Origin of the sequence: Pseudomonas sp. PsB, from assembly GCF_043658375.1 — a bacterium.
Lineage (GTDB): Bacteria > Pseudomonadota > Gammaproteobacteria > Pseudomonadales > Pseudomonadaceae > Aquipseudomonas > Aquipseudomonas putida_Z.
In genome coordinates, this window is the sequence record NZ_JBIGLU010000001.1 from 843,875 (window position 1) to 863,572 (window position 19,698).

Below are 19,698 nucleotides of genomic sequence, written 5' to 3' on the forward strand. Positions count from 1 at the left end.
CCCGCAAAGCAGACAGCATGCCGCGCAAATACCTCGACATTCCCCAGTTCACCCGCCTCCCGGCCCCGGTGTACTTCCGCCACGACGAGTTCGGTGCCGACACCCGCAGCGCCCTGCATCGCCACGCCTGGGGCCAGCTCAACTACACCGCCCACGGCGTGATGCACCTGGAGGTCGCCGGCCAGCACTTCCTGTCGCCGCCGCAATACGCCGTGTGGGTGCCGCCCGACACCGAGCATGGCTGCTACAACCCGCAGGCCATCGTCTACCGTTCGGTCTACCTGGACCGCAGCCTGTGCGCCGCACTGCCGCAGCAACCGTGCAGCCTGATGATCAGCGACATCCTCAAGGCGATCCTCGCCGACTTCGCCCGGCGCGACCTGCGGGTGGCCGAGGGCGAGCGCGACCAGCGCCTGGTGCAAGTGCTGCTCGACCAGCTGCTGCTGGCGCCCACCCAGGCCTGCTACCTGCCGTTTGCCCACAGCGAAGGCTTGCGCCAGGTGCTCGATGCCCTCGGTGCCGAGCCGGGCGACAACCGCCCGCTGGCCGACTGGGCCGCCAAAGTGCATGTCAGCGAACGTACCCTGGCCCGCCAGTTCCTGCGTGAACTGGGCATCAGTTTTGGCGAATGGCGCCTGCGCCTGCGCTTTCTGCGCGCCATCGAAGCGCTGGAGGCCGGCCAGCCGATCCAGGCCATCGCCTTCGACCTGGGCTACAGCAGCGCCTCGGCGTTCATCGCCATGTTCCAGCGCCAGGCCCAGTGCACGCCCGAGCAATACCGCCGCCAGGCACGGGCAGGGCGTTGAAATTCTTGGCTACACTCAGCTCGACCCCCGTGCATCGGGCGCGGAGCCAAGGAGACTACTCCATGAAAGTGCTGCAAATCCCCTTACTGGTATTGGCGGTGTTGTTCAGCGCCCAAGGCTTCGCCGCCAATACCGCGCAGCAGGAAAAGATGAAAACCTGCAACGCCGACGCCACCGCCAAGGCCCTCAAGGGCGATGAGCGCAAAGCCTTCATGAGCACCTGCCTGAAGAAGGATGTGCCGCAAACCCAGCAAGAAAAGATGAAAACCTGCAACGCCGACGCCACCACCAAGGCCCTGAAGGGTGACGAGCGCAAAGCGTTCATGAGCGACTGCCTGAAGAAGAAATGACCTGCGCCTATGCCTGCAGACGTAAGGCTGGCAGACTGCGGGTCTTTCCCGTTGTCTGCCGTTGAGGCTGTATGACCTTCACCCCCCGCCAGGTCACCCTGGCCAGCTGGATCATCGTGTTTGCCGGCCTGTTGCTGGCGTTGCCCCTGAAATTGCTGCCGAGCCTGCTGGCCGGCCTGCTGGTGTTCGAGCTGGTCAACATGCTCACGCCGCGGCTGCAGCCGCTGATTGCCGGGCAGCGTGCCCGCTGGCTGGCTGTAGCGCTGCTCGGCACGCTGGTGGTCAGCACCCTGACCCTGCTGTTTGCCGGTGCTTTCAGCTTTTTGCTGCACGAGGCGGAAAACCCCGGGGCTTCGCTGGACAAGTTCATGGCCCTGGTGGAGCGCGCCCGCGGGCAGCTGCCGCCGTTCATCGAAGGCTACCTGCCGGCCAGTGCGGCGGAGTTCAAGGTAGCCATCGGTGACTGGATCAAGAGCCACCTGAGCGACCTGCAGCTGGTGGGCAAGGGCATGGCGCACATGTTCGTCACCCTGTTGATCGGCATGATCCTGGGCGCCATCGTCGCCTTGCAGCGCATCCCCGACATCTCCCGGCGCAAGCCGCTGGCGGCGGCGCTGTTCGAGCGCCTGAGCCTGCTGGTGCAGGCGTTTCGCAACATCGTCTTCGCGCAGATCAAGATTTCGCTGCTCAACACCACCTTCACCGGCATCTTCCTGGCCGTGGTGCTGCCGATGTTCGACGTGCACCTGCCGCTGACCAAGACGCTGATCGTGCTGACCTTCCTGCTGGGCCTGCTGCCGGTGATCGGCAACCTGATGTCGAATACCCTGATCACCATCGTCGGCCTGTCGCTGTCGATCTGGGTGGCGGCGGCGGCGCTGGGTTACCTGATCGTCATCCACAAGGTCGAGTACTTCCTCAACGCGCGAATCGTGGGCGGGCAGATCAGTGCCAAGTCGTGGGAACTGCTGCTGGCGATGCTGGTGTTCGAAGCGGCGTTCGGGCTGCCGGGGGTGGTGGCGGGGCCGATCTACTATGCCTACCTGAAGAGTGAGCTGAAGCGGGCCGAACTGGTCTGAGATTGCTGGGGCCGCTTTGCGGCCCATCGCGACACAAGGCCGCTCCTACAGGGACCGCGTAATCAGATGAATGCGCGGTCCCTGTAGGAGCGGCCTTGTGTCGCGATGGGCTGCAAAGCAGCCCCAGAAGGGATCAGGCTACGCCGTAACGCTTGCGCGCCTCGATGGCCAGCCCGCTACCAATGCTGCCAAAGATGTTGCCTTCCACATGCCGCGCATTCGGCAGCATCGCCGACACGCTGTTGCGCAGCGCCGGAATCCCGCTGGAACCGCCGGTGAAGAACACCGTATCGACCTGGGTCTCGCTCACTCCAGCCTTGGCCAGCAGTTCGCTCACGCTACCACGCACCCGCTCCAGCAACCCTTCGATAGCCCCCTCGAACAGCGCTCGTGACAGGTCCACGCCCAGCTCGCGCTCGATGCGGCCGAGGTCGACGTGGCGGCTCTGCTGCTCGGTCAGCTCGATCTTGCTGGCCTCCACTTCCATCGCCAACCAGTGGCCGGCACGCTCTTCGATCAGCTTGAACAGGCGGTCGATGCCCAACGTGTCCTCGATGTCATAGCGCATGCTGCCCAGCGCCAGCTGCGACTTCTGCGAGTACAGAGCGTTGATGGTGTGCCAGGTGGCGAGGTTGAGGTGATAGCTGGTCGGCATCAGCGCGCCGCTCTTCATGCGGCTGCCGTAGCCGAACAGCGGCATCACGCCCTGCAGGCTCAGCTGCTTGTCGAAGTCGGTACCGCCAATGTGCACACCGCCGGTGGCGAGGATGTCGCTCTGGCGCTCGGCCACCAGGTGGCGCTCGGGCGACAGGCGGATCAGGGTGAAGTCCGAGGTACCACCGCCAATGTCGACGATCAGCACCAGCTCTTCGCGGCTGATGCTCGACTCGTAGTCGAAGGCCGCGGCAATCGGCTCGTACTGGAACGACACATCCTTGAAGCCGATCTTGCGCGCCACTTCGGCCAGGGTGTCCTCGGCCTCCTGGTCGGCGGCCGGGTCTTCGTCGACGAAGAACACGGGGCGGCCCAGCACCACCTGCTCGAACTCGCGCCCGGCAGCGGCCTCGGCGCGTTTTTTCAGCTCGCCGATGAACATGCCCAGCAGGTCCTTGAACGGCAGGGCGCTGCCCAGCACGCTGGTGTCGTGCTTGATCAGCTTGGAGCCCAGCAGGCTTTTCAGCGAACGCATCAGGCGGCCTTCGTAGCCTTCCAGGTACTCGTGCAGTGCCAGGCGGCCATATACCGGGCGACGCTCCTCGATGTTGAAGAACACCACCGAGGGCAAGGTGATCTTGCCGTCTTCCAGGGCAATCAGCGACTCGACGCCGGGGCGGTGCCAGCCGACCGTGGAGTTGGAGGTGCCAAAGTCGATGCCCAGGGCGCGGGCCGGGGATACGTCAGACATGGGGAATGAGCTTCCGGAGGCAAAACGGCCGCGCAGTGTATGCCAGTTGGCTACAGAATCAAGACCGGTCGTCTGCCATGGAGCAAACCCAAGGCGGTCTTGAAAGGCTATGCTTGACCCCTATCTTCTTTTGCAACAAGCACATTCACATTGGTGATCCATAGATGGACTTCAAAGACTATTACAAGATACTCGGCGTAGAGCCCACGGCGGACGACAAGGCGATCAAGGCCGCGTACCGCAAGCTGGCACGCAAGTATCACCCCGATGTCAGCAAGGAGCGCGACGCCGAGGAAAAATTCAAGGAGGCCAACGAGGCCTACGAAGTGCTGGGCGACGCGCAGAAACGTGCCGAATTCGACGAAATCCGCAAGTACGGCGGCCAGCATGGCCGGCCGTTCCAGGCACCACCGGGCTGGGAAAGCCGCGGCGGTGGCGGTGGTTTCGAAGGCGGTGATTTTTCCGACTTTTTCAGCTCGATCTTTGGTGGCCGGGGCGGCAACCCGTTCGGTGGTGCCCGGCAGCAGCAACGCAGCGCCGGCAGGCGGGGGCAGGACGTGGAGCTAGAACTGGCGGTATTCCTTGAAGAGACCCTGAGCAAGGAGTCCAAGCAGATCAGCTTCCAGGTGCCGCAGACCAATGCCATGGGCCAGCGCACCGGCTTCACTACCAAGACCCTGAACGTGAAGATCCCGGCAGGGGTGACCGACGGCGAGCGCATCCGCCTCAAGGGCCAGGGCGCGCCGGGCAGTGGTGGCGGGGCCAATGGCGACCTGTTCCTGACCATTCGCATGGCACCGCACCCGCTGTTCGATGTCGAAGGTCATGACCTGATCATCACCGTGCCGCTGGCACCGTGGGAGGCAGCACTGGGCGCCAAGGTGGCCGTGCCGACCCTGGACGGCAAGATCAACCTCACCATCCGCCCCGACAGCCAGAGCGGCCAGCGCCTGCGCGTACCGGGCAAGGGCCTGGCCAACAAGAGTGGCGAGCGCGGCAACCTTTACGCGCAACTGAAAGTGGTCATGCCGCCAGCATCCGACGAGTCTGCCCGCGAATTGTGGACCAAGCTTTCCGAGAAGGCTGCGTTCAACCCGAGGACACAATGGAGTAAGTGATCATGAGCAGCACCCTGATCGTTCAACTGGACATGCGTACCTTGTGTCAGGAGGCCGATATCACGGCTGACTGCGTGATCGAAATCGTCGAGCACGGCATTGTCGAACCTTCCGGGCGAACGCCGGAGGACTGGTTGTTCGACGATCAGGCGCCGTTGTTGGCCAAACGTGCGGCGAAGCTGCATCAGGAGCTGGAACTGGAGTGGGAAGGGGTGGCGCTGGCGCTGGAACTGCTGCAGGAAGTGCAGCAGTTGCGCAGCGAGAACAACATGCTGAGGCAGCGGTTGGGCAGGTTTACCCAGATGTAGGCCGTTGCGGCTAACCCCTGTAGGAGCGGCCTTGTGTCGCGATGGGCTGCGCAGCAGCCCCGGCAATCTTGAGATGAAGCAAAGCTCTGGGGCTGCTGCGCAGCCCATCGCGACACAAGGCCGCTCCTACAGGGATCGTGTGAGGCCTGGTTTCTCAGCTTGGTTCTGCCCCCGGGTTCAGCACCAGCTGCATGAAGGTCAAGTCCAGCCACCGGCCAAACTTCACCCCCACCTGCGGCATCTGCCCGGTCACCACGAAGCCCAGCCGCTCGTGCAGGCGCACCGACGCTGCATTGCCGCTCTCGATGGCCGCCACCATCACATGCTTGCCACACGCGCGCGCACGCTCGACCAGCGCCGCCATCAGTACCGGACCCAGCCCCTTGCCACGCTGGTCGCCGCGGATATACACCGAATGCTCAACGGTAAGGCGAAAGCCCTCGAACGGCCGCCAGTCGCCAAACGACGCATAGCCCAGCACCCCGCTCTCATCCACCGCCACCAGGATCGGGTAACCCTGCTGCGCACGTGCGGCAAACCAGGCCAGGCGGTTGGCCAGGTCCACCGGGGTTTCGTTCCAGATCGCCGTGGTGTTGCGCACCGCGTCGTTGTAGATGTCGAGGATGCCTGGCACGTCGGTAGGCAGGGCGTCGCGGATTTCATGACTCATGACAGCGTCTCGCAGGGTAGTTGCTTGCAGATTAAATGGTTACCAGCCCGCGCACACCTTCGGCCTGCATGTTTTCACCGCGCCCCCGCTGGATGATCTCGCCACGGGCCATCACCAGGTACTGGTCGGCCAGCTCCTCGGCGAAGTCGTAGAACTGCTCCACCAGCAGGATTGCCATGTCGCCACGCTCGGCGAGGCGGCGGATGACTGCGCCGATCTCCTTGATCACCGAAGGCTGGATACCCTCGGTGGGCTCGTCGAGGATCAGCAGGCGCGGACGGCTGGCCAGGGCGCGGCCGATCGCCAGCTGTTGCTGCTGGCCGCCGGACAGGTCACCGCCACGGCGTTGTTTCATCTGTTCCAGCACGGGGAACAGTTCGTAGATGAAGGGCGGTACCTCCCGAGCTTCACGGGCGGGGAAGCGCGAAAGGCCCATCAGCAGGTTTTCTTCGACAGTGAGGCGCGGGAAGATCTCGCGGCCTTGGGGCACGTAGGCGATGCCGGCGTGGACCCGTTGCTGGGGCTTGAGGCTGGTGATCGGCCTGCCTTCCCATTCGATGCTGCCGTCGCGCGCCGGAACCAGGCCCATCAGACAGCGCAGCAGGGTGGTCTTGCCCACGCCGTTGCGGCCCAGCAGGCAGGTGACTTCGCCGACCTTGGCTTCGAAGGACAGGCCCCGGAGGATATGGCTGCCGCCGTAGTACTGGTGCAGGGTGTCGATTTTCAGCATGTGTGGTTCCTGGGAAATCTGCTTTGCCTGTGCCGGCCCTTTCGCGGGTAAACCCGCTCCCACAAGGACCGCGCAGCTCTTCAGGCCTGTGCCGTACCTGTGGGAGCGGGTTTACCCGCGAAGAGGCCGGCACAGGTATCCATATCTAGCGGCCCAGATACACCTCGACCACCCGCTCATCCGCCTGCACCTGCTCCAGCGACCCTTCCGCCAGCACGCTGCCCTGGTGCAGCACGGTCACATGGTCGGCAATGCTGCCGACAAACCCCATGTCATGCTCCACCACCATCAGCGAATGCTTGCCAGCCAACCCCTTGAACAGCTCGGCGGTGAACTCGGTCTCGGCATCGGTCATGCCTGCCACCGGCTCGTCCAGCAACAGCAGTTGCGGCTCCTGCACCAGCAACATGCCGATCTCCAGAAACTGCTTCTGCCCATGCGACAGCAAGCCCGCCTGGCGCTGGGCCAGCGGCAGCAGGCGCAAGGTGCCCAGCACCTCCTCGATGCGCTGGCGCTGCTCACCACCCAAGCGCGCAGCCAGGCTGGCCCATACCGACTTGTCGGTCTTCAGCGCCAGTTCCAGGTTTTCGAACACCGTCAGCGCCTCGAACACCGTTGGCTTCTGGAACTTGCGGCCTATGCCGGCCTGGGCGATCTGGTATTCGCTCATGCGAGTCAGGTCGAGGGTGTCACCGAAATAGGCCGTACCGCTGTCGGGCCGGGTCTTGCCGGTGATCACATCCATCATCGTGGTCTTGCCGGCCCCGTTGGGGCCGATGATGCAGCGCAGCTCGCCCACGCCGATGTACAGGTTCAGCGCGTTCAGCGCCTTGAAGCCATCGAAGCTGACGCTGATGTCTTCCAGGCTCAGCACCGTGCCATGGCGGGTATCAAGGCCGGCCTTGCGGCTGTGGCCCAGGCCGATGGCGTCGCGGCCGGCGCCGAGGTTGTCGAACACCGGTTCGAGCATGAATTCCGGGTGGACCGGGGGCACGACTCTCATGGCTGGCTCCTTTTCTTCAACAGGCCGACCACGCCCTTAGGCAGGTACAGGGTGACGAGGATGAACAACGCGCCGAGGAAGAACAGCCAGAACTCCGGGAAGGCCACGGTGAACCAGCTTTTCATGCCATTGACCAGGCCGGCGCCGAGCAGCGGGCCGATCAAGGTGCCGCGCCCGCCCAGGGCCACCCACACGGCGGCTTCGATGGAGTTGGTCGGCGACATCTCGCTGGGGTTGATGATGCCCACCTGCGGTACGTACAGCGCACCGGCCAGGCCGCACAGTACGGCGCTTAACACCCACACCAGCAGCTTGAAACCGCGTGGGTCGTAGCCACAGAACATCAGGCGGTTTTCGGCGTCGCGCACGGCGGTGAGCAGGCGGCCGAACTTGCTGCGGGTGAGGCGCCAGCACAGGTACAGGCTGGCCAGCAGCAGGCCGACGGTGAGCAGGAACAGCACCGCGCGGGTGCCTTGGGCGGCGATGTCGAAGCCAAGGATGGTGCGGAAGCTGGTAAAGCCGTTGTTGCCGCCAAAGCCGGTTTCGTTGCGGAAGAACAGCAACATGCCGGCGAAGGTCAGCGCCTGGGTCATGATCGAGAAGTACACGCCCTTGATCCGCGAGCGGAAGGCGAACCAGCCGAACACCAGCGCCAGCAGCCCGGGCGCCAGCACCACCAGGCACAGGGCCCAGGCGAAATGCTGGGTACCGGCCCAGTACCAGGGCAGCTCGCTCCACGACAGGAAGGTCATGAACCCCGGCAGGCCGTCACCGGCGGCCTGGCGCATCAGGTACATGCCCATGGCGTAGCCACCGAGGGCGAAGAACAGCCCGTGGCCCAGCGACAGCAGCCCGGCGTAGCCCCAGACCAGGTCCAGGGCCAGGGCGACGATGGCGTAGCAGAGGATCTTGCCGACCAGGGTCAGGGTGTAGGCCGACACTTGCAGGGCATGGTCCGCCGGCAGCAGCGACAGCAGCGGCAGGGCCACCAGCAGCAGGACGACGACGGCGCCGATGGCCAGGGTCAGGCGTGGCCCGGCCTTTTGCGTAGCGGTGACAAGCAGTGGCTGGTTCATCAGTCGATTACCCGTCCCTTGAGGGCGAACAGGCCTTGCGGGCGCTTCTGGATGAACAGAATGATCAACGCAAGGATGAGGATCTTGCCGAGCACGGCGCCGATCTGCGGCTCCAGCAGCTTGTTGGCGATGCCAAGGCCGAAGGCTGCCCACAGGCTGCCGGCCAACTGGCCGACGCCGCCGAGCACCACCACCAGGAACGAGTCGATGATGTAGCTCTGGCCCAGGTCCGGGCCGACGTTGCCGACCTGGCTCAGGGCCACGCCGCCGAGCCCGGCGATGCCCGAGCCGAGGCCGAAGGCGAGCATGTCTACGCGCCCGGTGGACACGCCGCAGCAGGCGGCCATGTTGCGGTTCTGGGTGACCGCGCGCACGTTCAGGCCCAGCCGTGTGCGGTTGAGCAGCAGCCAGGTGAGCAGTACCACGGCCAGGGCGAAGCCGATGATCACCAGGCGGTTGTATGGCAGCACCAGGTTGGGCAGTAGCTGGATGCCCCCCGACAGCCAGGCCGGGTTGCTGACTTCGACGTTCTGCGCGCCGAACAGCAGGCGGATGGCCTGGATCAGGATCAGGCTGATGCCCCAGGTCGCCAGCAGGGTTTCCAGTGGGCGGCCATACAGGTGGCGGATTACCGTGCGCTCCAGCGCCATGCCGACCCCGGCACTGATGGCGAACGCCACCGGCAGGGCGATCAGCGGGTAGAACTCGATGGCGCCGGGGGCATAGCGCTGCAGCAGTACCTGGACCATGTAGGTGCTGTAGGCGCCGAGCATCAGCATTTCACCGTGGGCCATGTTGATCACCCCGAGCAGGCCGAAGGTGATGGCCAGGCCAAGGGCTGCCAGCAGCAGGATCGAGCCCAGCGACAGGCCGCTGAAGGCCTGGCCGAGCAGTTCGCCCACCAGCAGCTTGCGCTGCACCTGGGCCAGGCTGGTTTCGGCGGCGGTGCGCACGCCCGGGTCGGTTTCCGCGTTGGGTTGCAGCAAGGCTTCGAGGCGGGTGCGGGCCAGCGGGTCACCGGTTTCGCCGAGCAGGCGAACGGCGGCCAGGCGTACTGCCGGTTCGCTGGCGCCCAGTTGCAGGTTGGCCAGGGCCAGGCCGAGGGCGGCGTGCACGGCGGCATCTGGTTCGCTGGCGAAGCGCCGGTCGATGAAGGCCATTTGCGCCGGTTGCGCGCTTTTCTGTAGTTGTTGGGCAGCGGCCAGGCGGATGTCGCTGTTGTCGCTGAGCAACTGGTGGCTGGCCAGGGCATTGTCGATCAGGCCGCGCAGGCGGTTGTTCAGGCGCACCTTGCGCGTGTCGTCGGCGGCGATGCGGCCTTGGCGCAGGTTGTCCAACAGGGCCAGGCGTGCGGTATCGGGCTGTGCGGCCCAGCCTTCGAGCAGGCGGGCTTGCTCGGCGGGCTTGGCAGCGAGGAAGAATTCGCCCTCGCTGGCCTGGGTTACCAGGGGCAGCAGAAGCAGAAGGGTGAGCAGGAATCTGAGCATGCGAGTAATCCTGAAAATCGGCGTTGGATTCTTCGCGGGTGAACCCGCTCCCACAGGGATCGCAAAAGTCTCAGACCTTGCACCGTACCTGTGGGAGCGGGTTTACCCGCGAATGGGCCGCGCAGCGGCCCCATGCACTCAGTTACCTTTCACGGCGTAATCAGGGCGCTTGTCGTTGCCGGGAATGAACGGGCTCCATGGCTGCGCCCGTAGCGGTTGCTCGGTTTCCCACACCACGCTGAACTGCCCGTCATCCTGGATCTCGCCGATCATCACCGGCTTGTGCAGGTGGTGGTTGGTCTTGTCCATGGTCAGGGTGAAACCGGACGGCGCCTCGAAGCTTTGCCCGGCCAGTGCCTCGCGCACCTTGTCGACATCGGTGGACTTGGCTTTCTCCACCGCCTGCGCCCACATGTGGATGCCCACGTAGGTGGCCTCCATCGGGTCGTTGGTCACCGCCTTGTCGGCGCCTGGCAGGCCCTTGGCCTTGGCGTAGGCCTTCCAGTCGGCGACGAATTTCTGGTTGACCGGGTTATCCACCGACTCGAAGTAGTTCCATGCCGCCAGATGGCCCACCAGCGGCTTGGTGTCGATGCCGCGCAGTTCTTCTTCGCCCACCGAGAACGCCACCACCGGCACGTCGGTGGCCTTCAGGCCCTGGTTGGCCAGCTCCTTGTAGAACGGCACGTTGGAGTCGCCGTTGACCGTGGAGATGACCGCGGTCTTGCCACCGGCGGAGAACTTCTTGATGTTGGCGACGATGGTCTGGTAATCGCTGTGGCCGAACGGCGTGTACACCTCTTCGATGTCCTTGTCGGCCACGCCCTTGCTGTGCAGGAAGGCACGCAGGATCTTGTTGGTGGTGCGCGGGTAGACGTAGTCGGTGCCCAGCAGGAAGAAGCGCTTGGCGCTGCCGCCGTCTTCGCTCATCAGGTACTCCACGGCCGGGATGGCCTGCTGGTTGGGCGCGGCGCCGGTGTAGAACACGTTTGGCGACATCTCTTCACCTTCGTACTGCACCGGGTAGAACAGCAGGCCGTTGAGCTCTTCGAACACCGGCAGCACCGACTTGCGCGATACCGAGGTCCAGCAGCCGAACACCACTGCCACCTTGTCCTGTGTCAGCAGCTGTCGGCTCTTTTCGGCGAACAGCGGCCAGTTGGAGGCCGGGTCGACCACCACCGGTTCGAGCAGCTTGCCGTTCACGCCGCCCTTGGCGTTGATCTGCTCGATGGTCATCAGCGCCATGTCCTTGAGCGAAGTCTCGGAAATGGCCATGGTCCCCGACAGCGAATGCAGGATGCCGACCTTGATGGTTTCGGCGGCCTGGATGCTCCAGCTCAGGCCCATTGCGGCAATCGATGCGCTAAGGGTGAAGGCCTTGATCAGACTGCGTCGCTTCATGTGCTCTCTCCGCTGAGTTTTTATGTGTTGGGCAAGCGGGGAGGGTTGTTGCAAGGGGTGTGCCTAACGGCGGAAGGTGCGCAATAGAGGGGGTGTGCGAGGTGTTGGGGCGTTGGTTGGATCCAGGTTGGTGCCTGATGGATTTGTGTGCACAGGATTGGGGCTGCAAAGCAGCCCCCAAGGCCATCAGCCGTTACGCACTGCCGTGCGCGGATGGCGCTTGCTGCGCACACCTTGATAGGTCACCGCCAGCAGCACGAACCAGATCGGCGTCACCAGCAACGCCGCGCGGGTATCGTTTTCCAGGCTCAGCAACACCAGGATGAAGGCAAAGAACACCAGGCACACGTAGCACATGAAGCGCCCGCCCGGCATCTTGTACTTCGAGGCCTGGTGCAGCGCCGCGCGGTGCTTGCGATACTTCAGGTACGACAGCAGGATCAGTGTCCAGACGAACATGAACAGTACCGCCGAAACGGTGGTGACCAAGGTGAATGCCTCGACCACGTTCGGTACCAGGTAGATCAGCACTGCGCCCAGCAGCAGGCAGGTGCAGGAGAAGTACAGGCCGTTGGCTGGTACCGAGCGGCTCGACAGCTTCTCGAAGGCCTTGGGTGCGTCACCCTCCTGGCTCAGGCCGTAGAGCATGCGGCTGGTGGAGAACACGCCGCTGTTGGCCGACGAGGCCGCCGAGGTCAGCACCACGAAGTTGATGATGCTCGCCGCCGCCGGCAGGCCGGCCAGCACGAACAGCTCCACGAACGGGCTCTTGCCTGGCACCACGTCGCGCCATGGGGTCACGGCCATGATCGCGATCAGCGCCAGCACGTAGAACACGATGATCCGTACCGGGATCGAGTTGATCGCCCGTGGCAGGGTGCGCTCCGGGTTCTTCGCTTCGGCGGCGGTGGTGCCTACCAGCTCGATGCCGACGAAGGCGAACACGGCGATCTGGAAGCCGGCGAAGAAGCCCATCAGGCCATTGGGGAACATGCCACCGTCATTCCACAGGTTGGCCAGTTGCGCGGTGCGCCCGCTGGGCGAGGTGAAGCCGGTGATGACCATGTACAGGCCGGTGACGACCAGGCCGATGATGGCGACGATCTTGATCAGGGCGAACCAGAATTCCATTTCACCGAACATCTTCACCGTCACCAGGTTCAGCGACAGCAGCAGCCCTACGCAGGTCAGCGCCGGTATCCACTGCGGCAGTTCGGGAAACCAGAACTGCGTATAGGCCGCGATCGCGACCACGTCGGCGATGCCAGTGACTACCCAGCAGAACCAGTAGGTCCAGCCGGTGAAGTAGCCCGCCCAGGGGCCGAGCAGGTCGGCGGAGAAATCGATGAACGACTTGTAGTTGAGGTTCGACAGCAGCAGTTCGCCCATGGCGCGCATGACGAAGAACAGCATGAAGCCGATGATCATGTAGACGAAGATGATCGACGGCCCGGCCAGGCTGATGGTCTTGCCCGAGCCCATGAACAGGCCGGTACCGATCGCGCCACCGATGGCGATCAGCTGGATGTGGCGGTTGGTCAGGTTGCGCTGCAGATGCTGTTCATCTGGCGCTGTGGGTGAGGTTTGCGTCATAGGCTGCATTCCGTTGGACAGTCGGTCGTCTTGTCAGAGGTAGCCGGCTAGGCTAACACGCGCGTTCCAGTTCGGGGCGCGACAGATCGACTCGACTTTTGGGGAGCAGTGTTATGCCTGTGCTGGCCTCTTCGCGGGTTTACCCGCGAAAGGGCCGGCACAGACGAAGCAAGGCTCAGGCGCTGGCCAGCACCCGACCGCGCCTCACCACCAGGCTATCCACCAGCCACATCACCACCATCGACACCCCCACCAGCGGGAACATCAACCCCAGCACCAGCATCACCCCTACCGCTACCTTCCAGCGCGGCAGGTCATGGCGCAGCGGCGGCACACCCAGCCCGCCGGCCGGCCTGCGCTTCCACCACATCACCAGCCCGCTCACCGAGCCCAGCAAGATCATCAGGCACACCAGCAGTATGATGATCTGGTTGAACGCCCCGAACATCTTGCCTTCATGCAGCATCACACCCAGCTCGGTGGCACGGGCGACCGGGCTGTAGTCCTGCCAGCGCACATCGGCCAGCACCTTGCCGGTGTACTGGTCGACATGCAGGGTGGCGTCGTTGCGCGGGTCGTCGGCGAATACGGCGATGGTGAACACGCCATCGGCCGTGGTCGGCGCGGTGATGCTGTAACCCGGTTCGACCTGGCGCGCGGTAGCGATATCTTCGACCTGCTGCAGGCTAATCTGTGGCGCTGCCGGCGCGCTCGACATCATGTGATGCCCGGCATGTTCGGCGTGTGCACCGGACTGCGGCATCGGCGTGTTTTCCATCGCCCAGGGCACGGTCTGGCGGTGCGCGCTGTTGAGTTCACCCGCCTGCTGGTCCGACTTGGGCACGTCATTCCACATGGCCGCCGGAAAGCGGTTCCACAAGTCGGCGTACTGCTTGCCCCACAGGCCGGTCCAGGTCATGCCGCTGACCAGCATCAGCAGCAACAAGGCCGAGCCCCAGAAGCCGGTCACCGCATGCAGGTCGCGCCAGATCAGTCGGCCGCGTGCCGACAGCCGTGGCCACAGCACGCCAGCACCATTGCGCCCGCGTGGCCACCACAAGTACAGGCCCGATACCACCAGCACGATGCCCCAGCCCGCGGCCAGTTCTACCAGGCGGTCACCGACCGTGCCGACCATCAGTTCGCCATGCAGGGCGCGGGCGATGGCCTGCAGGTTCTGCTTGCCATCCTGTTCGCCTAGGACTTTGCCGCTATAGGGGTCGACGAACACGTTCAGTTCGCGCCCGGCGTCATGTACCACGAATTGCGCGCTGCGTTCGGCGTCCAGCGGCGGCAGGTATTGGCCAACGTGGCCCTTGGGGTAGGCCTTGCGCACTTCGGCCAGCATTGTGTCCGCGCCCTGTCGTTGGTGGCCGGCTTCGACCACCATCAGCTCGCGGTACAGCAGCGGGTCGAGCTGCGGCTTGAACAGGTAGATGATCCCGGTGATTGCCAGCAGGATCATGAACGGGGCCACGAACAGCCCCGCATAGAAGTGCCAACGCCAGGCCAGGTTGTAGAAGTTGATGCGTGTTCCTCTCATGGGAACCTCCTGTTTGACCAGCAGATGGGCGCGACCTGCGCCGCGCCCGTTGTTGTTGTCAGAAGCTGAAGTCGACCTTGGTCCAGAAGGTCCTGCCTGGCTCGTTGACCGGCTGTGGATCGGTAGCCGGGTAGCCGAACCCGGCGTTCCCGGCCAGGTTCAAGTGCTCGGCGTAGGTCTTGTCGAACAGGTTGTCGACCCCCGCGCTGAGCTTGAGGTGGTTGCTTACCTTGTAGGCGCCATTGAGCGAGAACACGCCGAAGCCGGCGCTCTTGTCGTAGTCCTTGCCGACCACGTTGCCCTGGTTCTCGGCGATGCGGTTCTGCGCCGCCACCAGCCGCCACAGTGCGCCGACGCTCCACACATCGCGGCTGTAGGTCAGGCCCAGGCGGCTTTCCAGGGGCGGCATTTGCGGTAGTGCTGTTCCGTCACTGCTGTTCTTGCCCCAGGCGTAGGCCAGCGTTGCGTCGGCCTTCCAGTTTTCCGTCAGCTGGTAGGCCGCGCCCAGTTCGCCGCCCATGATGCGGGCGTCGATATTGCGCGCCCGGGAGCTCATCCCCTGGTAGTCGAACAGGATGTAGTCGCGGATCTGCCCCACGTAGCCGGAAGCCCAGGCTTCCATGCGCTCGTCGCGGTACTGGACACCGAAGTCGAGCTGGGTGGTTTTCTCCGGCTTGATGCTGTCGAAGGCATTGACCGAGCCGGTGGGGCCGCCCGCCGAGAACAGCTCCCAGTAGTCGGGGAAGCGTTGCGCATGGCCGAGGCCGATGTAGGTGGTGGCTGGCAGCGCCGCCAGGTCGTGCTCGTAGCGTACGAAGCCGCTGGGCAGGGTGTCGGCGCGGGTGTTGCCGTTGGTGGCGCTGGTCGCGCGGAAGTCGCGGGCCGAGGCACGGTCCAGGCGGGCACCGCTGATCAACCGGTCCTCGCCGCTGACGTACCAGGTCAGCTCGCCGAAGGCACCGTAGTTGTGGAAGTCGGCGTCCTTGGTCCAGGCCTTGCCCTTGTGCGCGTCCACACCCATGCCACCGCGCTTGCGATGTTCGTTGGTCTGCGCGTCGATGCCGCCGATCAGTTGAACATCAGCCCAGCGCCAGGTGGCCTTGATGCGTGCGCCCATGGTGCGGCGGTCGACGTTGCTGACCATCGGCATGCCCATCATGCCGCTGCCCGAAGGCGTGCGCAGGCTGTAGTTGTCCATCACGTGGTCGGCGTAGTTGTAGTAGACCTGCGCCTCGACCTTGTCGAGCACCTCGCTGAGGTTGGACTTTTCGAAACGCAGGCCCAGGCTTTCGCGCTTGAACTGCGAGCCGTCCATGCCACGCCCGGCATAGCGGGCCTCGCCATCGCCCTTGCCGGCGGTGAGTTCCAGCAGGGTGTCCTGGTCGGGGGTCCAGCCGAGAGCGACATCGCCGTTCCACTTGTCCCAGCGTGACGGCACGGTGTTGTCACCGCCGTCGTGGTAGTCGTCCGAGCGCGACTGGTTGCCGACGAAGCGGACGTAGGCCTGGTCGTTGCCGGCGGCAGTGTCCAGCACCTTGTCGAAGCGGCCGTTGGAGCCGGCCAGCAGGCTGGCATTGACCCGGCTGCCGAGGGTGCTGAACTTCTCCGGCTCGCGCTCGAAGAGGATGGTGCCCGCCGAGCCGCCCGGGCCCCAGATCACGCTTTGCGGGCCCTTGATGACGGTTAGGCGGTCGTAGGTTTCCGGCGAAATGTACGATGTGGGGGCGTCCATGCGGTTGGGGCAGGCGCCCAGCATCAGGCCGCCATTGGTGAGGATGTTCAGGCGCGAGCCGAACATGCCGCGCAGTACCGGGTCGCCGTTGGTGCCGCCGGCGCGGATGGCCGAGAAGCCGGGGATGGTCTTCAGGTAGTCGGCGCCATCGCTGGCCGGCACCGGCTGGCGCGGGTCTTTCGGGTTGGTGACCACGGTCAGCGGCGAGCTCGGGGCCACGGCGGTGATCACCGTCGGGCTCAGCTCGGGGGCGTCGTGTGCATGGCCTTCATGGCCTGGGTCGGCGGCCAGGGCCACGGGTGCGAGCAGCGAGCCGCACACGGCGGCGATGGTCCCACGCAGGGACAAGGCAAAAACAGGGGTGCAGCCGGACATAATGATTCCAGTCGATCAGTCATGAGTCAGCGCGAAGCCTCCTGGCTCCGTGCGCAAAAAATGTGGGTTCAGACGTTGACCGAGGAAGGAGGGGCGCGGCTGCGCGCGCCGGGGAATACAGCCTGCCGGGCATGGCCCTGGCGCGTGGGTGCGAACAGGTGGGTGGTGGGTACGACGCTGCCGGCACTGAGCGGGCTGAGGGCCTGGGGCAGGGCCGGGCAGTTGAACAACAGGCTGCAGTAACCGCACTTTTCCCACATCACATGCAGCTGGCCATCGCCAGCCTGGCCGTGATGGGTGTCGCCGCCATGCTGATGGGCGGTGGCCATCGGCATGTCCATCGGCATGCTCATGCCGGCGTGGTGGTCCATCGGCATCGACTGGGAAATCAGCGGGCCGATGAAGATCATCCACATGGCGAACAGGCTCAGCCATCCGCCACCGGCGCGCCTGCGGTCAGGGCGGGTGGTACGGCTGATGCTGTTGCGCGGCAGGCTCATGACGAGTGCCTTTCAGTGGGTGATCAGTGCGTGTGTTCGTGGGCTTGCGGCTGGTCCGTCGGCGCCTGCTTCTGCACGGCCACATCGACGGTGATATCGCCGGCCTTTTCGAAGTGCAGGGTCAACGGGAAGCGCTTGCCGTCGCTGAGCAGGCTGCGGTCCTTGGGCTGCATCAGCATCACATGGTAGGCGCTGGGGGCGAAGGTCAGGTCCTTGCCTGCGGGCACCACCACGCTGGGCACCTGCTGCATCTTCATTGCACCGCTGGCGCTCATGGCATGCTCGTGCAGTTGTGCGTCATCGCTGATGGGGCTGTCGACGCTGAGCAGGCGGTCGTCGGCCTGGCCGTTGTTGTGCACCACGAAATACGCCGCGACGTTGGGGGCGTTGGGGGGCAGCTGCAGTGACCAGGGGTGGGCGATGTGCAGGTCACCCACGCTGTATTCGTGGGCATTGGCAAAGGCGCCGGGCAGCAGCAGGGCGGCCATGACGAGGGCGTGCTTGAGCATGGTGAATCTCCGTTTCTGTTCAGGTTCAGGCAGACAGCGTGAAGAACTCAGGCCAGCGGAGAGGCACGGGGATTGAGCGCCGGCCAGAGTTGGCGCGGCGTGGCGTGGTAGACGGCGGGTGGCGGCAGCAGGCCGGCGAGCAGTATCGGCGGGTTGTGCAGCTGCGGCGGGTAGCCGGGCAGGGCCAGCAGTGGCGCGGCACCGGAGCAGCACCAGCAATTCATCATGCTGGCGCTGTCGTCGCTTTGCGGGCCGAGGTCGATCTTGGCCAGGGCCTGGACGTCGACCTTGGCCTTGTTGGCCATGCTGGAACAGAAGGCCCCCCACAGCAGCTGCTCGGCCGGGCCATTGGGCGCGGCGGAAGACAGCGGCATGGCCAGCAGGTTGAACAGCACTGCAAGGCAGGCTATCCAGGCGATGTGCCGACGTGGGGGCATGGAGAGATCCGGTCAGGAATCGTGGTGGGTATTGTAAGGCGGAGTATAGGTAAAAATGGCGGGGTGCGGTGAAGTGACGCAGGCATGCTGTTGAAGCGGTGTCGCCTGCTTCGCGGGCACGCCCGCTCCCACAGGATTATCACCGGCCCAGGGGCAGCGGGTAACCTGTAGGAGCGGCCTTGTGTCGCGATGGGGCGCAAAGCGCCCCCAGCATTATCAAGCCTTGTTGCGGCCCATCAGCCCACGCACGGTCTCCTGCAGGTCCGCCGGCAGCACCACCACCTTGGCATTGCTGCTGCCCGCCAGGTTCTCCATCGCCCCCACATAGCGCTCGCCCAGCAGGTACATCGCCGGCACGGTCTCGTTGCCGACCGCGTCCTTGACCAGCGTAATCGCCCGCGCCGAGGCCTCGGCCAGGCTGATCTGCGCTTCGGCATCCAGCCTGGCAGCCTGCAAGCGTGCTTCTGCTTCCAGGATCGCTGCCTGCTTGGCCCCTTCGGCACGGGTCACGTCGGCCTTGCGCTCACGCTCTGCTGCCGCCTGGCGCTCCATGGCCAGTTGCATGTTCTCCGAGGGCTTGATGTCCTGGATTTCCACCGAGCGTACAGTCACGCCCCAGTCTTCGGTCTGCTCGGACATCGCCTCGCGCAGGCGCGCCTTGATCTGCTCGCGGCTGGACAGCGCCTCGTCCAGGTCCATGGCGCCGACGATGGCGCGCAGGGAGGTCATGGTCAGGCTGGTGACGGCGAACGAGAAGTCCTGCACGCCATAAGAGGCCTTCTGCGGGTCGACCACCTTGGCGAAGCACAGGGCGTTGGCGACGATCACCGCGTTGTCCCGGGTGATGATTTCCTGCTGCTGCACATCGAGGATGATGTCCTTGGTCGGCAGGCGGTAGGCGACCACGTCCATGTACGGGATGACGATGTTCAGGCCGGGCTTGAGGGTGCTTTGGTAGCGGCCCAGGCGCTCGACGACCCATTCCTCGCCCTGGGGCACGATGCGCACCCCCTTGAACACGGTGATCAGGACGAACAGGGCAATGGCGACGACGACGATGAGGCTGGTCATGATGCGAAATTCCTTTTAGTGCGGATTCAGGCCCGGATGACCCGGGCGGTGTTCCCTTCGATGGCGGTCAGGCGTACCCGCTCGCCGGCCGCGATCTCGCTGTTGGCGACGCAGGTCCATTCCTCGTTGCCGAGGATAGGCTTCTGGAAGCGCACACGGCCTTTCTGGAACTCCGATACACCAGCAGTCAGCAGCCCCACTTCACCGATCACGCTTTCGGCGGTCCAGCGCACGTCTGGTTGCTTGCGCCGGAACAGCTTGAACCACAGTGCCGTGGTGACTGACGACATCAGCACCCACAGCAGCACCTGCATGTCCAGTTGCAGGCTGGGGGCGGCCAGCGAAATGAGCGACACCAGCACGGCGCCGATGCCGAACCAGAGGATGAAGAACGTCGGCAGGACCAGTTCGAGCAGGATCAGCGCGATGCCGAAGACCAGCCAGATCCACCATTGCATTTCCATATGGGTAGCGCCTTCCGGGAGGGAGTGCCGAGTTTAAG

General features: G+C 64.7%; 20 protein-coding genes. 5 read left to right on the forward strand and 15 right to left on the reverse strand.

Translation table 11 applies throughout. The features are described from left to right. Nucleotides 1-17 precede the first annotated feature (17 nt). The 3 genes from ACGLHT_RS03875 to ACGLHT_RS03885 all read left to right on the forward strand — a co-directional run bounded on the left by ACGLHT_RS03875 (nt 18) and on the right by ACGLHT_RS03885 (nt 2,235). Nucleotides 18-806 carry a helix-turn-helix domain-containing protein gene (locus ACGLHT_RS03875; protein WP_025340807.1) on the forward strand — a complete coding sequence of 263 codons (789 nt, stop codon included), beginning with the start codon at nt 18-20 and terminating at the stop codon, nt 804-806. Between the two features lie 62 nt (nt 807-868). Beyond that, the gene (locus ACGLHT_RS03880; protein WP_003258250.1) at nt 869-1,156 is read left to right on the forward strand and encodes a PsiF family protein; all 288 of its coding nucleotides are present in this window, start codon (nt 869-871) and stop codon (nt 1,154-1,156) included. 71 nt (nt 1,157-1,227) lie between these two features. After that, a complete protein-coding gene (locus ACGLHT_RS03885) occupies nt 1,228-2,235 on the forward strand; it encodes an AI-2E family transporter (protein WP_025340806.1) in 1,008 nt (335 codons plus the stop codon). Nucleotides 2,236-2,368: 133 nt separating this feature from the next. Here ACGLHT_RS03885 and ACGLHT_RS03890 read toward each other — a convergent pair whose 3' ends face one another. Continuing rightward, nucleotides 2,369-3,640 (reverse strand): Hsp70 family protein, encoded by a 1,272-nt coding sequence (locus tag ACGLHT_RS03890; RefSeq protein ID WP_085587946.1) that lies wholly within the window; start codon nt 3,638-3,640, stop codon nt 2,369-2,371. A gap of 164 nt (nt 3,641-3,804) precedes the next feature. On the opposite strand from ACGLHT_RS03890, the gene cbpA reads away from it, so the two are divergent. Both cbpA and ACGLHT_RS03900 read left to right on the forward strand, forming a co-directional pair. Next, a complete protein-coding gene (cbpA, locus tag ACGLHT_RS03895) occupies nt 3,805-4,758 on the forward strand; it encodes a curved DNA-binding protein (protein WP_025340804.1) in 954 nt (317 codons plus the stop codon). A gap of 2 nt (nt 4,759-4,760) precedes the next feature. Beyond that, on the forward strand, nt 4,761-5,066 hold the full coding sequence (locus ACGLHT_RS03900; RefSeq protein ID WP_025340803.1) for a chaperone modulator CbpM: 306 nt from the start codon (nt 4,761-4,763) through the stop codon (nt 5,064-5,066). A gap of 154 nt (nt 5,067-5,220) precedes the next feature. Here ACGLHT_RS03900 and ACGLHT_RS03905 read toward each other — a convergent pair whose 3' ends face one another. From ACGLHT_RS03905 to ACGLHT_RS03970, 14 genes are all read right to left on the reverse strand, one after another. Further along, complete coding sequence (locus tag ACGLHT_RS03905) at nt 5,221-5,736, reverse strand: GNAT family N-acetyltransferase (protein WP_274120273.1); 516 nt, start codon at nt 5,734-5,736, stop codon at nt 5,221-5,223. A 31-nt stretch (nt 5,737-5,767) separates the two neighbouring features. Continuing rightward, a complete protein-coding gene (gene urtE / locus ACGLHT_RS03910) occupies nt 5,768-6,466 on the reverse strand; it encodes an urea ABC transporter ATP-binding subunit UrtE (RefSeq protein WP_274120274.1) in 699 nt (232 codons plus the stop codon). Nucleotides 6,467-6,611: 145 nt separating this feature from the next. After that, nucleotides 6,612-7,469 (reverse strand): urea ABC transporter ATP-binding protein UrtD, encoded by an 858-nt coding sequence (gene urtD / locus ACGLHT_RS03915; RefSeq protein ID WP_274120275.1) that lies wholly within the window; start codon nt 7,467-7,469, stop codon nt 6,612-6,614. Then, nucleotides 7,466-8,545 (reverse strand): urea ABC transporter permease subunit UrtC, encoded by a 1,080-nt coding sequence (gene urtC / locus ACGLHT_RS03920; RefSeq protein WP_025340800.1) that lies wholly within the window; start codon nt 8,543-8,545, stop codon nt 7,466-7,468. Before urtC ends, urtD begins: the two co-directional genes overlap by 4 nt. Further along, complete coding sequence (urtB, locus tag ACGLHT_RS03925; protein WP_274078585.1) at nt 8,545-10,032, reverse strand: urea ABC transporter permease subunit UrtB; 1,488 nt, start codon at nt 10,030-10,032, stop codon at nt 8,545-8,547. The genes urtC and urtB overlap by 1 nt, the downstream gene beginning before the upstream one ends. 138 nt (nt 10,033-10,170) lie before the next feature. Then, nucleotides 10,171-11,436 carry an urea ABC transporter substrate-binding protein gene (urtA, locus tag ACGLHT_RS03930; protein ID WP_013974390.1) on the reverse strand — a complete coding sequence of 422 codons (1,266 nt, stop codon included), beginning with the start codon at nt 11,434-11,436 and terminating at the stop codon, nt 10,171-10,173. 186 nt (nt 11,437-11,622) lie between these two features. Further along, nucleotides 11,623-13,029, reverse strand: coding sequence for a D-serine/D-alanine/glycine transporter (gene cycA / locus ACGLHT_RS03935; protein WP_137162496.1), 1,407 nt, complete (start codon nt 13,027-13,029; stop codon nt 11,623-11,625). Nucleotides 13,030-13,204: 175 nt separating this feature from the next. Next, a complete protein-coding gene (locus tag ACGLHT_RS03940; protein ID WP_274120276.1) occupies nt 13,205-14,572 on the reverse strand; it encodes a PepSY domain-containing protein in 1,368 nt (455 codons plus the stop codon). A gap of 58 nt (nt 14,573-14,630) precedes the next feature. Then, nucleotides 14,631-16,679 carry a TonB-dependent copper receptor gene (locus ACGLHT_RS03945; protein ID WP_274120277.1) on the reverse strand — a complete coding sequence of 683 codons (2,049 nt, stop codon included), beginning with the start codon at nt 16,677-16,679 and terminating at the stop codon, nt 14,631-14,633. 68 nt (nt 16,680-16,747) lie between these two features. Then, nucleotides 16,748-17,179 (reverse strand): DUF2946 domain-containing protein, encoded by a 432-nt coding sequence (locus tag ACGLHT_RS03950; RefSeq protein WP_075046501.1) that lies wholly within the window; start codon nt 17,177-17,179, stop codon nt 16,748-16,750. Between the two features lie 23 nt (nt 17,180-17,202). Continuing rightward, nucleotides 17,203-17,688 (reverse strand): copper chaperone PCu(A)C, encoded by a 486-nt coding sequence (locus tag ACGLHT_RS03955; protein ID WP_274120278.1) that lies wholly within the window; start codon nt 17,686-17,688, stop codon nt 17,203-17,205. A 47-nt stretch (nt 17,689-17,735) separates the two neighbouring features. Then, the gene (locus ACGLHT_RS03960) at nt 17,736-18,125 is read right to left on the reverse strand and encodes a DUF2946 domain-containing protein (RefSeq protein ID WP_274120279.1); all 390 of its coding nucleotides are present in this window, start codon (nt 18,123-18,125) and stop codon (nt 17,736-17,738) included. Between the two features lie 216 nt (nt 18,126-18,341). Beyond that, nucleotides 18,342-19,196, reverse strand: a complete 855-nt coding sequence (locus ACGLHT_RS03965; protein ID WP_061550630.1) for an SPFH domain-containing protein — start codon at nt 19,194-19,196, stop codon at nt 18,342-18,344. A 26-nt stretch (nt 19,197-19,222) separates the two neighbouring features. Beyond that, a complete protein-coding gene (locus tag ACGLHT_RS03970; RefSeq protein ID WP_025340792.1) occupies nt 19,223-19,660 on the reverse strand; it encodes an NfeD family protein in 438 nt (145 codons plus the stop codon). Between the last annotated feature and the right edge of the window lie 38 nt (nt 19,661-19,698).

What these genes read in the sequence shown, in the direction of transcription:
- urtE (WP_274120274.1), bottom strand. Translation starts at nt 6,466, where the DNA reads ATGCTGAAAATCGACACCCTGCACCAGTACTACGGCGGCAGCCATATC.
- ACGLHT_RS03950 (WP_075046501.1), bottom strand. Translation starts at nt 17,179, where the DNA reads ATGAGCCTGCCGCGCAACAGCATCAGCCGTACCACCCGCCCTGACCGC.
- ACGLHT_RS03955 (WP_274120278.1), bottom strand. Translation starts at nt 17,688, where the DNA reads ATGCTCAAGCACGCCCTCGTCATGGCCGCCCTGCTGCTGCCCGGCGCC.
- ACGLHT_RS03890 (WP_085587946.1), bottom strand. Translation starts at nt 3,640, where the DNA reads ATGTCTGACGTATCCCCGGCCCGCGCCCTGGGCATCGACTTTGGCACC.
- cycA (WP_137162496.1), bottom strand. Translation starts at nt 13,029, where the DNA reads ATGACGCAAACCTCACCCACAGCGCCAGATGAACAGCATCTGCAGCGC.
- ACGLHT_RS03965 (WP_061550630.1), bottom strand. Translation starts at nt 19,196, where the DNA reads ATGACCAGCCTCATCGTCGTCGTCGCCATTGCCCTGTTCGTCCTGATC.
- urtB (WP_274078585.1), bottom strand. Translation starts at nt 10,032, where the DNA reads ATGCTCAGATTCCTGCTCACCCTTCTGCTTCTGCTGCCCCTGGTAACC.
- ACGLHT_RS03875 (WP_025340807.1), top strand. Translation starts at nt 18, where the DNA reads ATGCCGCGCAAATACCTCGACATTCCCCAGTTCACCCGCCTCCCGGCC.
- cbpA (WP_025340804.1), top strand. Translation starts at nt 3,805, where the DNA reads ATGGACTTCAAAGACTATTACAAGATACTCGGCGTAGAGCCCACGGCG.
- ACGLHT_RS03960 (WP_274120279.1), bottom strand. Translation starts at nt 18,125, where the DNA reads ATGCCCCCACGTCGGCACATCGCCTGGATAGCCTGCCTTGCAGTGCTG.
- ACGLHT_RS03970 (WP_025340792.1), bottom strand. Translation starts at nt 19,660, where the DNA reads ATGGAAATGCAATGGTGGATCTGGCTGGTCTTCGGCATCGCGCTGATC.
- ACGLHT_RS03940 (WP_274120276.1), bottom strand. Translation starts at nt 14,572, where the DNA reads ATGAGAGGAACACGCATCAACTTCTACAACCTGGCCTGGCGTTGGCAC.
- ACGLHT_RS03900 (WP_025340803.1), top strand. Translation starts at nt 4,761, where the DNA reads ATGAGCAGCACCCTGATCGTTCAACTGGACATGCGTACCTTGTGTCAG.
- ACGLHT_RS03945 (WP_274120277.1), bottom strand. Translation starts at nt 16,679, where the DNA reads ATGTCCGGCTGCACCCCTGTTTTTGCCTTGTCCCTGCGTGGGACCATC.
- ACGLHT_RS03905 (WP_274120273.1), bottom strand. Translation starts at nt 5,736, where the DNA reads ATGAGTCATGAAATCCGCGACGCCCTGCCTACCGACGTGCCAGGCATC.
- urtA (WP_013974390.1), bottom strand. Translation starts at nt 11,436, where the DNA reads ATGAAGCGACGCAGTCTGATCAAGGCCTTCACCCTTAGCGCATCGATT.
- ACGLHT_RS03880 (WP_003258250.1), top strand. Translation starts at nt 869, where the DNA reads ATGAAAGTGCTGCAAATCCCCTTACTGGTATTGGCGGTGTTGTTCAGC.
- urtC (WP_025340800.1), bottom strand. Translation starts at nt 8,545, where the DNA reads ATGAACCAGCCACTGCTTGTCACCGCTACGCAAAAGGCCGGGCCACGC.
- urtD (WP_274120275.1), bottom strand. Translation starts at nt 7,469, where the DNA reads ATGAGAGTCGTGCCCCCGGTCCACCCGGAATTCATGCTCGAACCGGTG.
- ACGLHT_RS03885 (WP_025340806.1), top strand. Translation starts at nt 1,228, where the DNA reads ATGACCTTCACCCCCCGCCAGGTCACCCTGGCCAGCTGGATCATCGTG.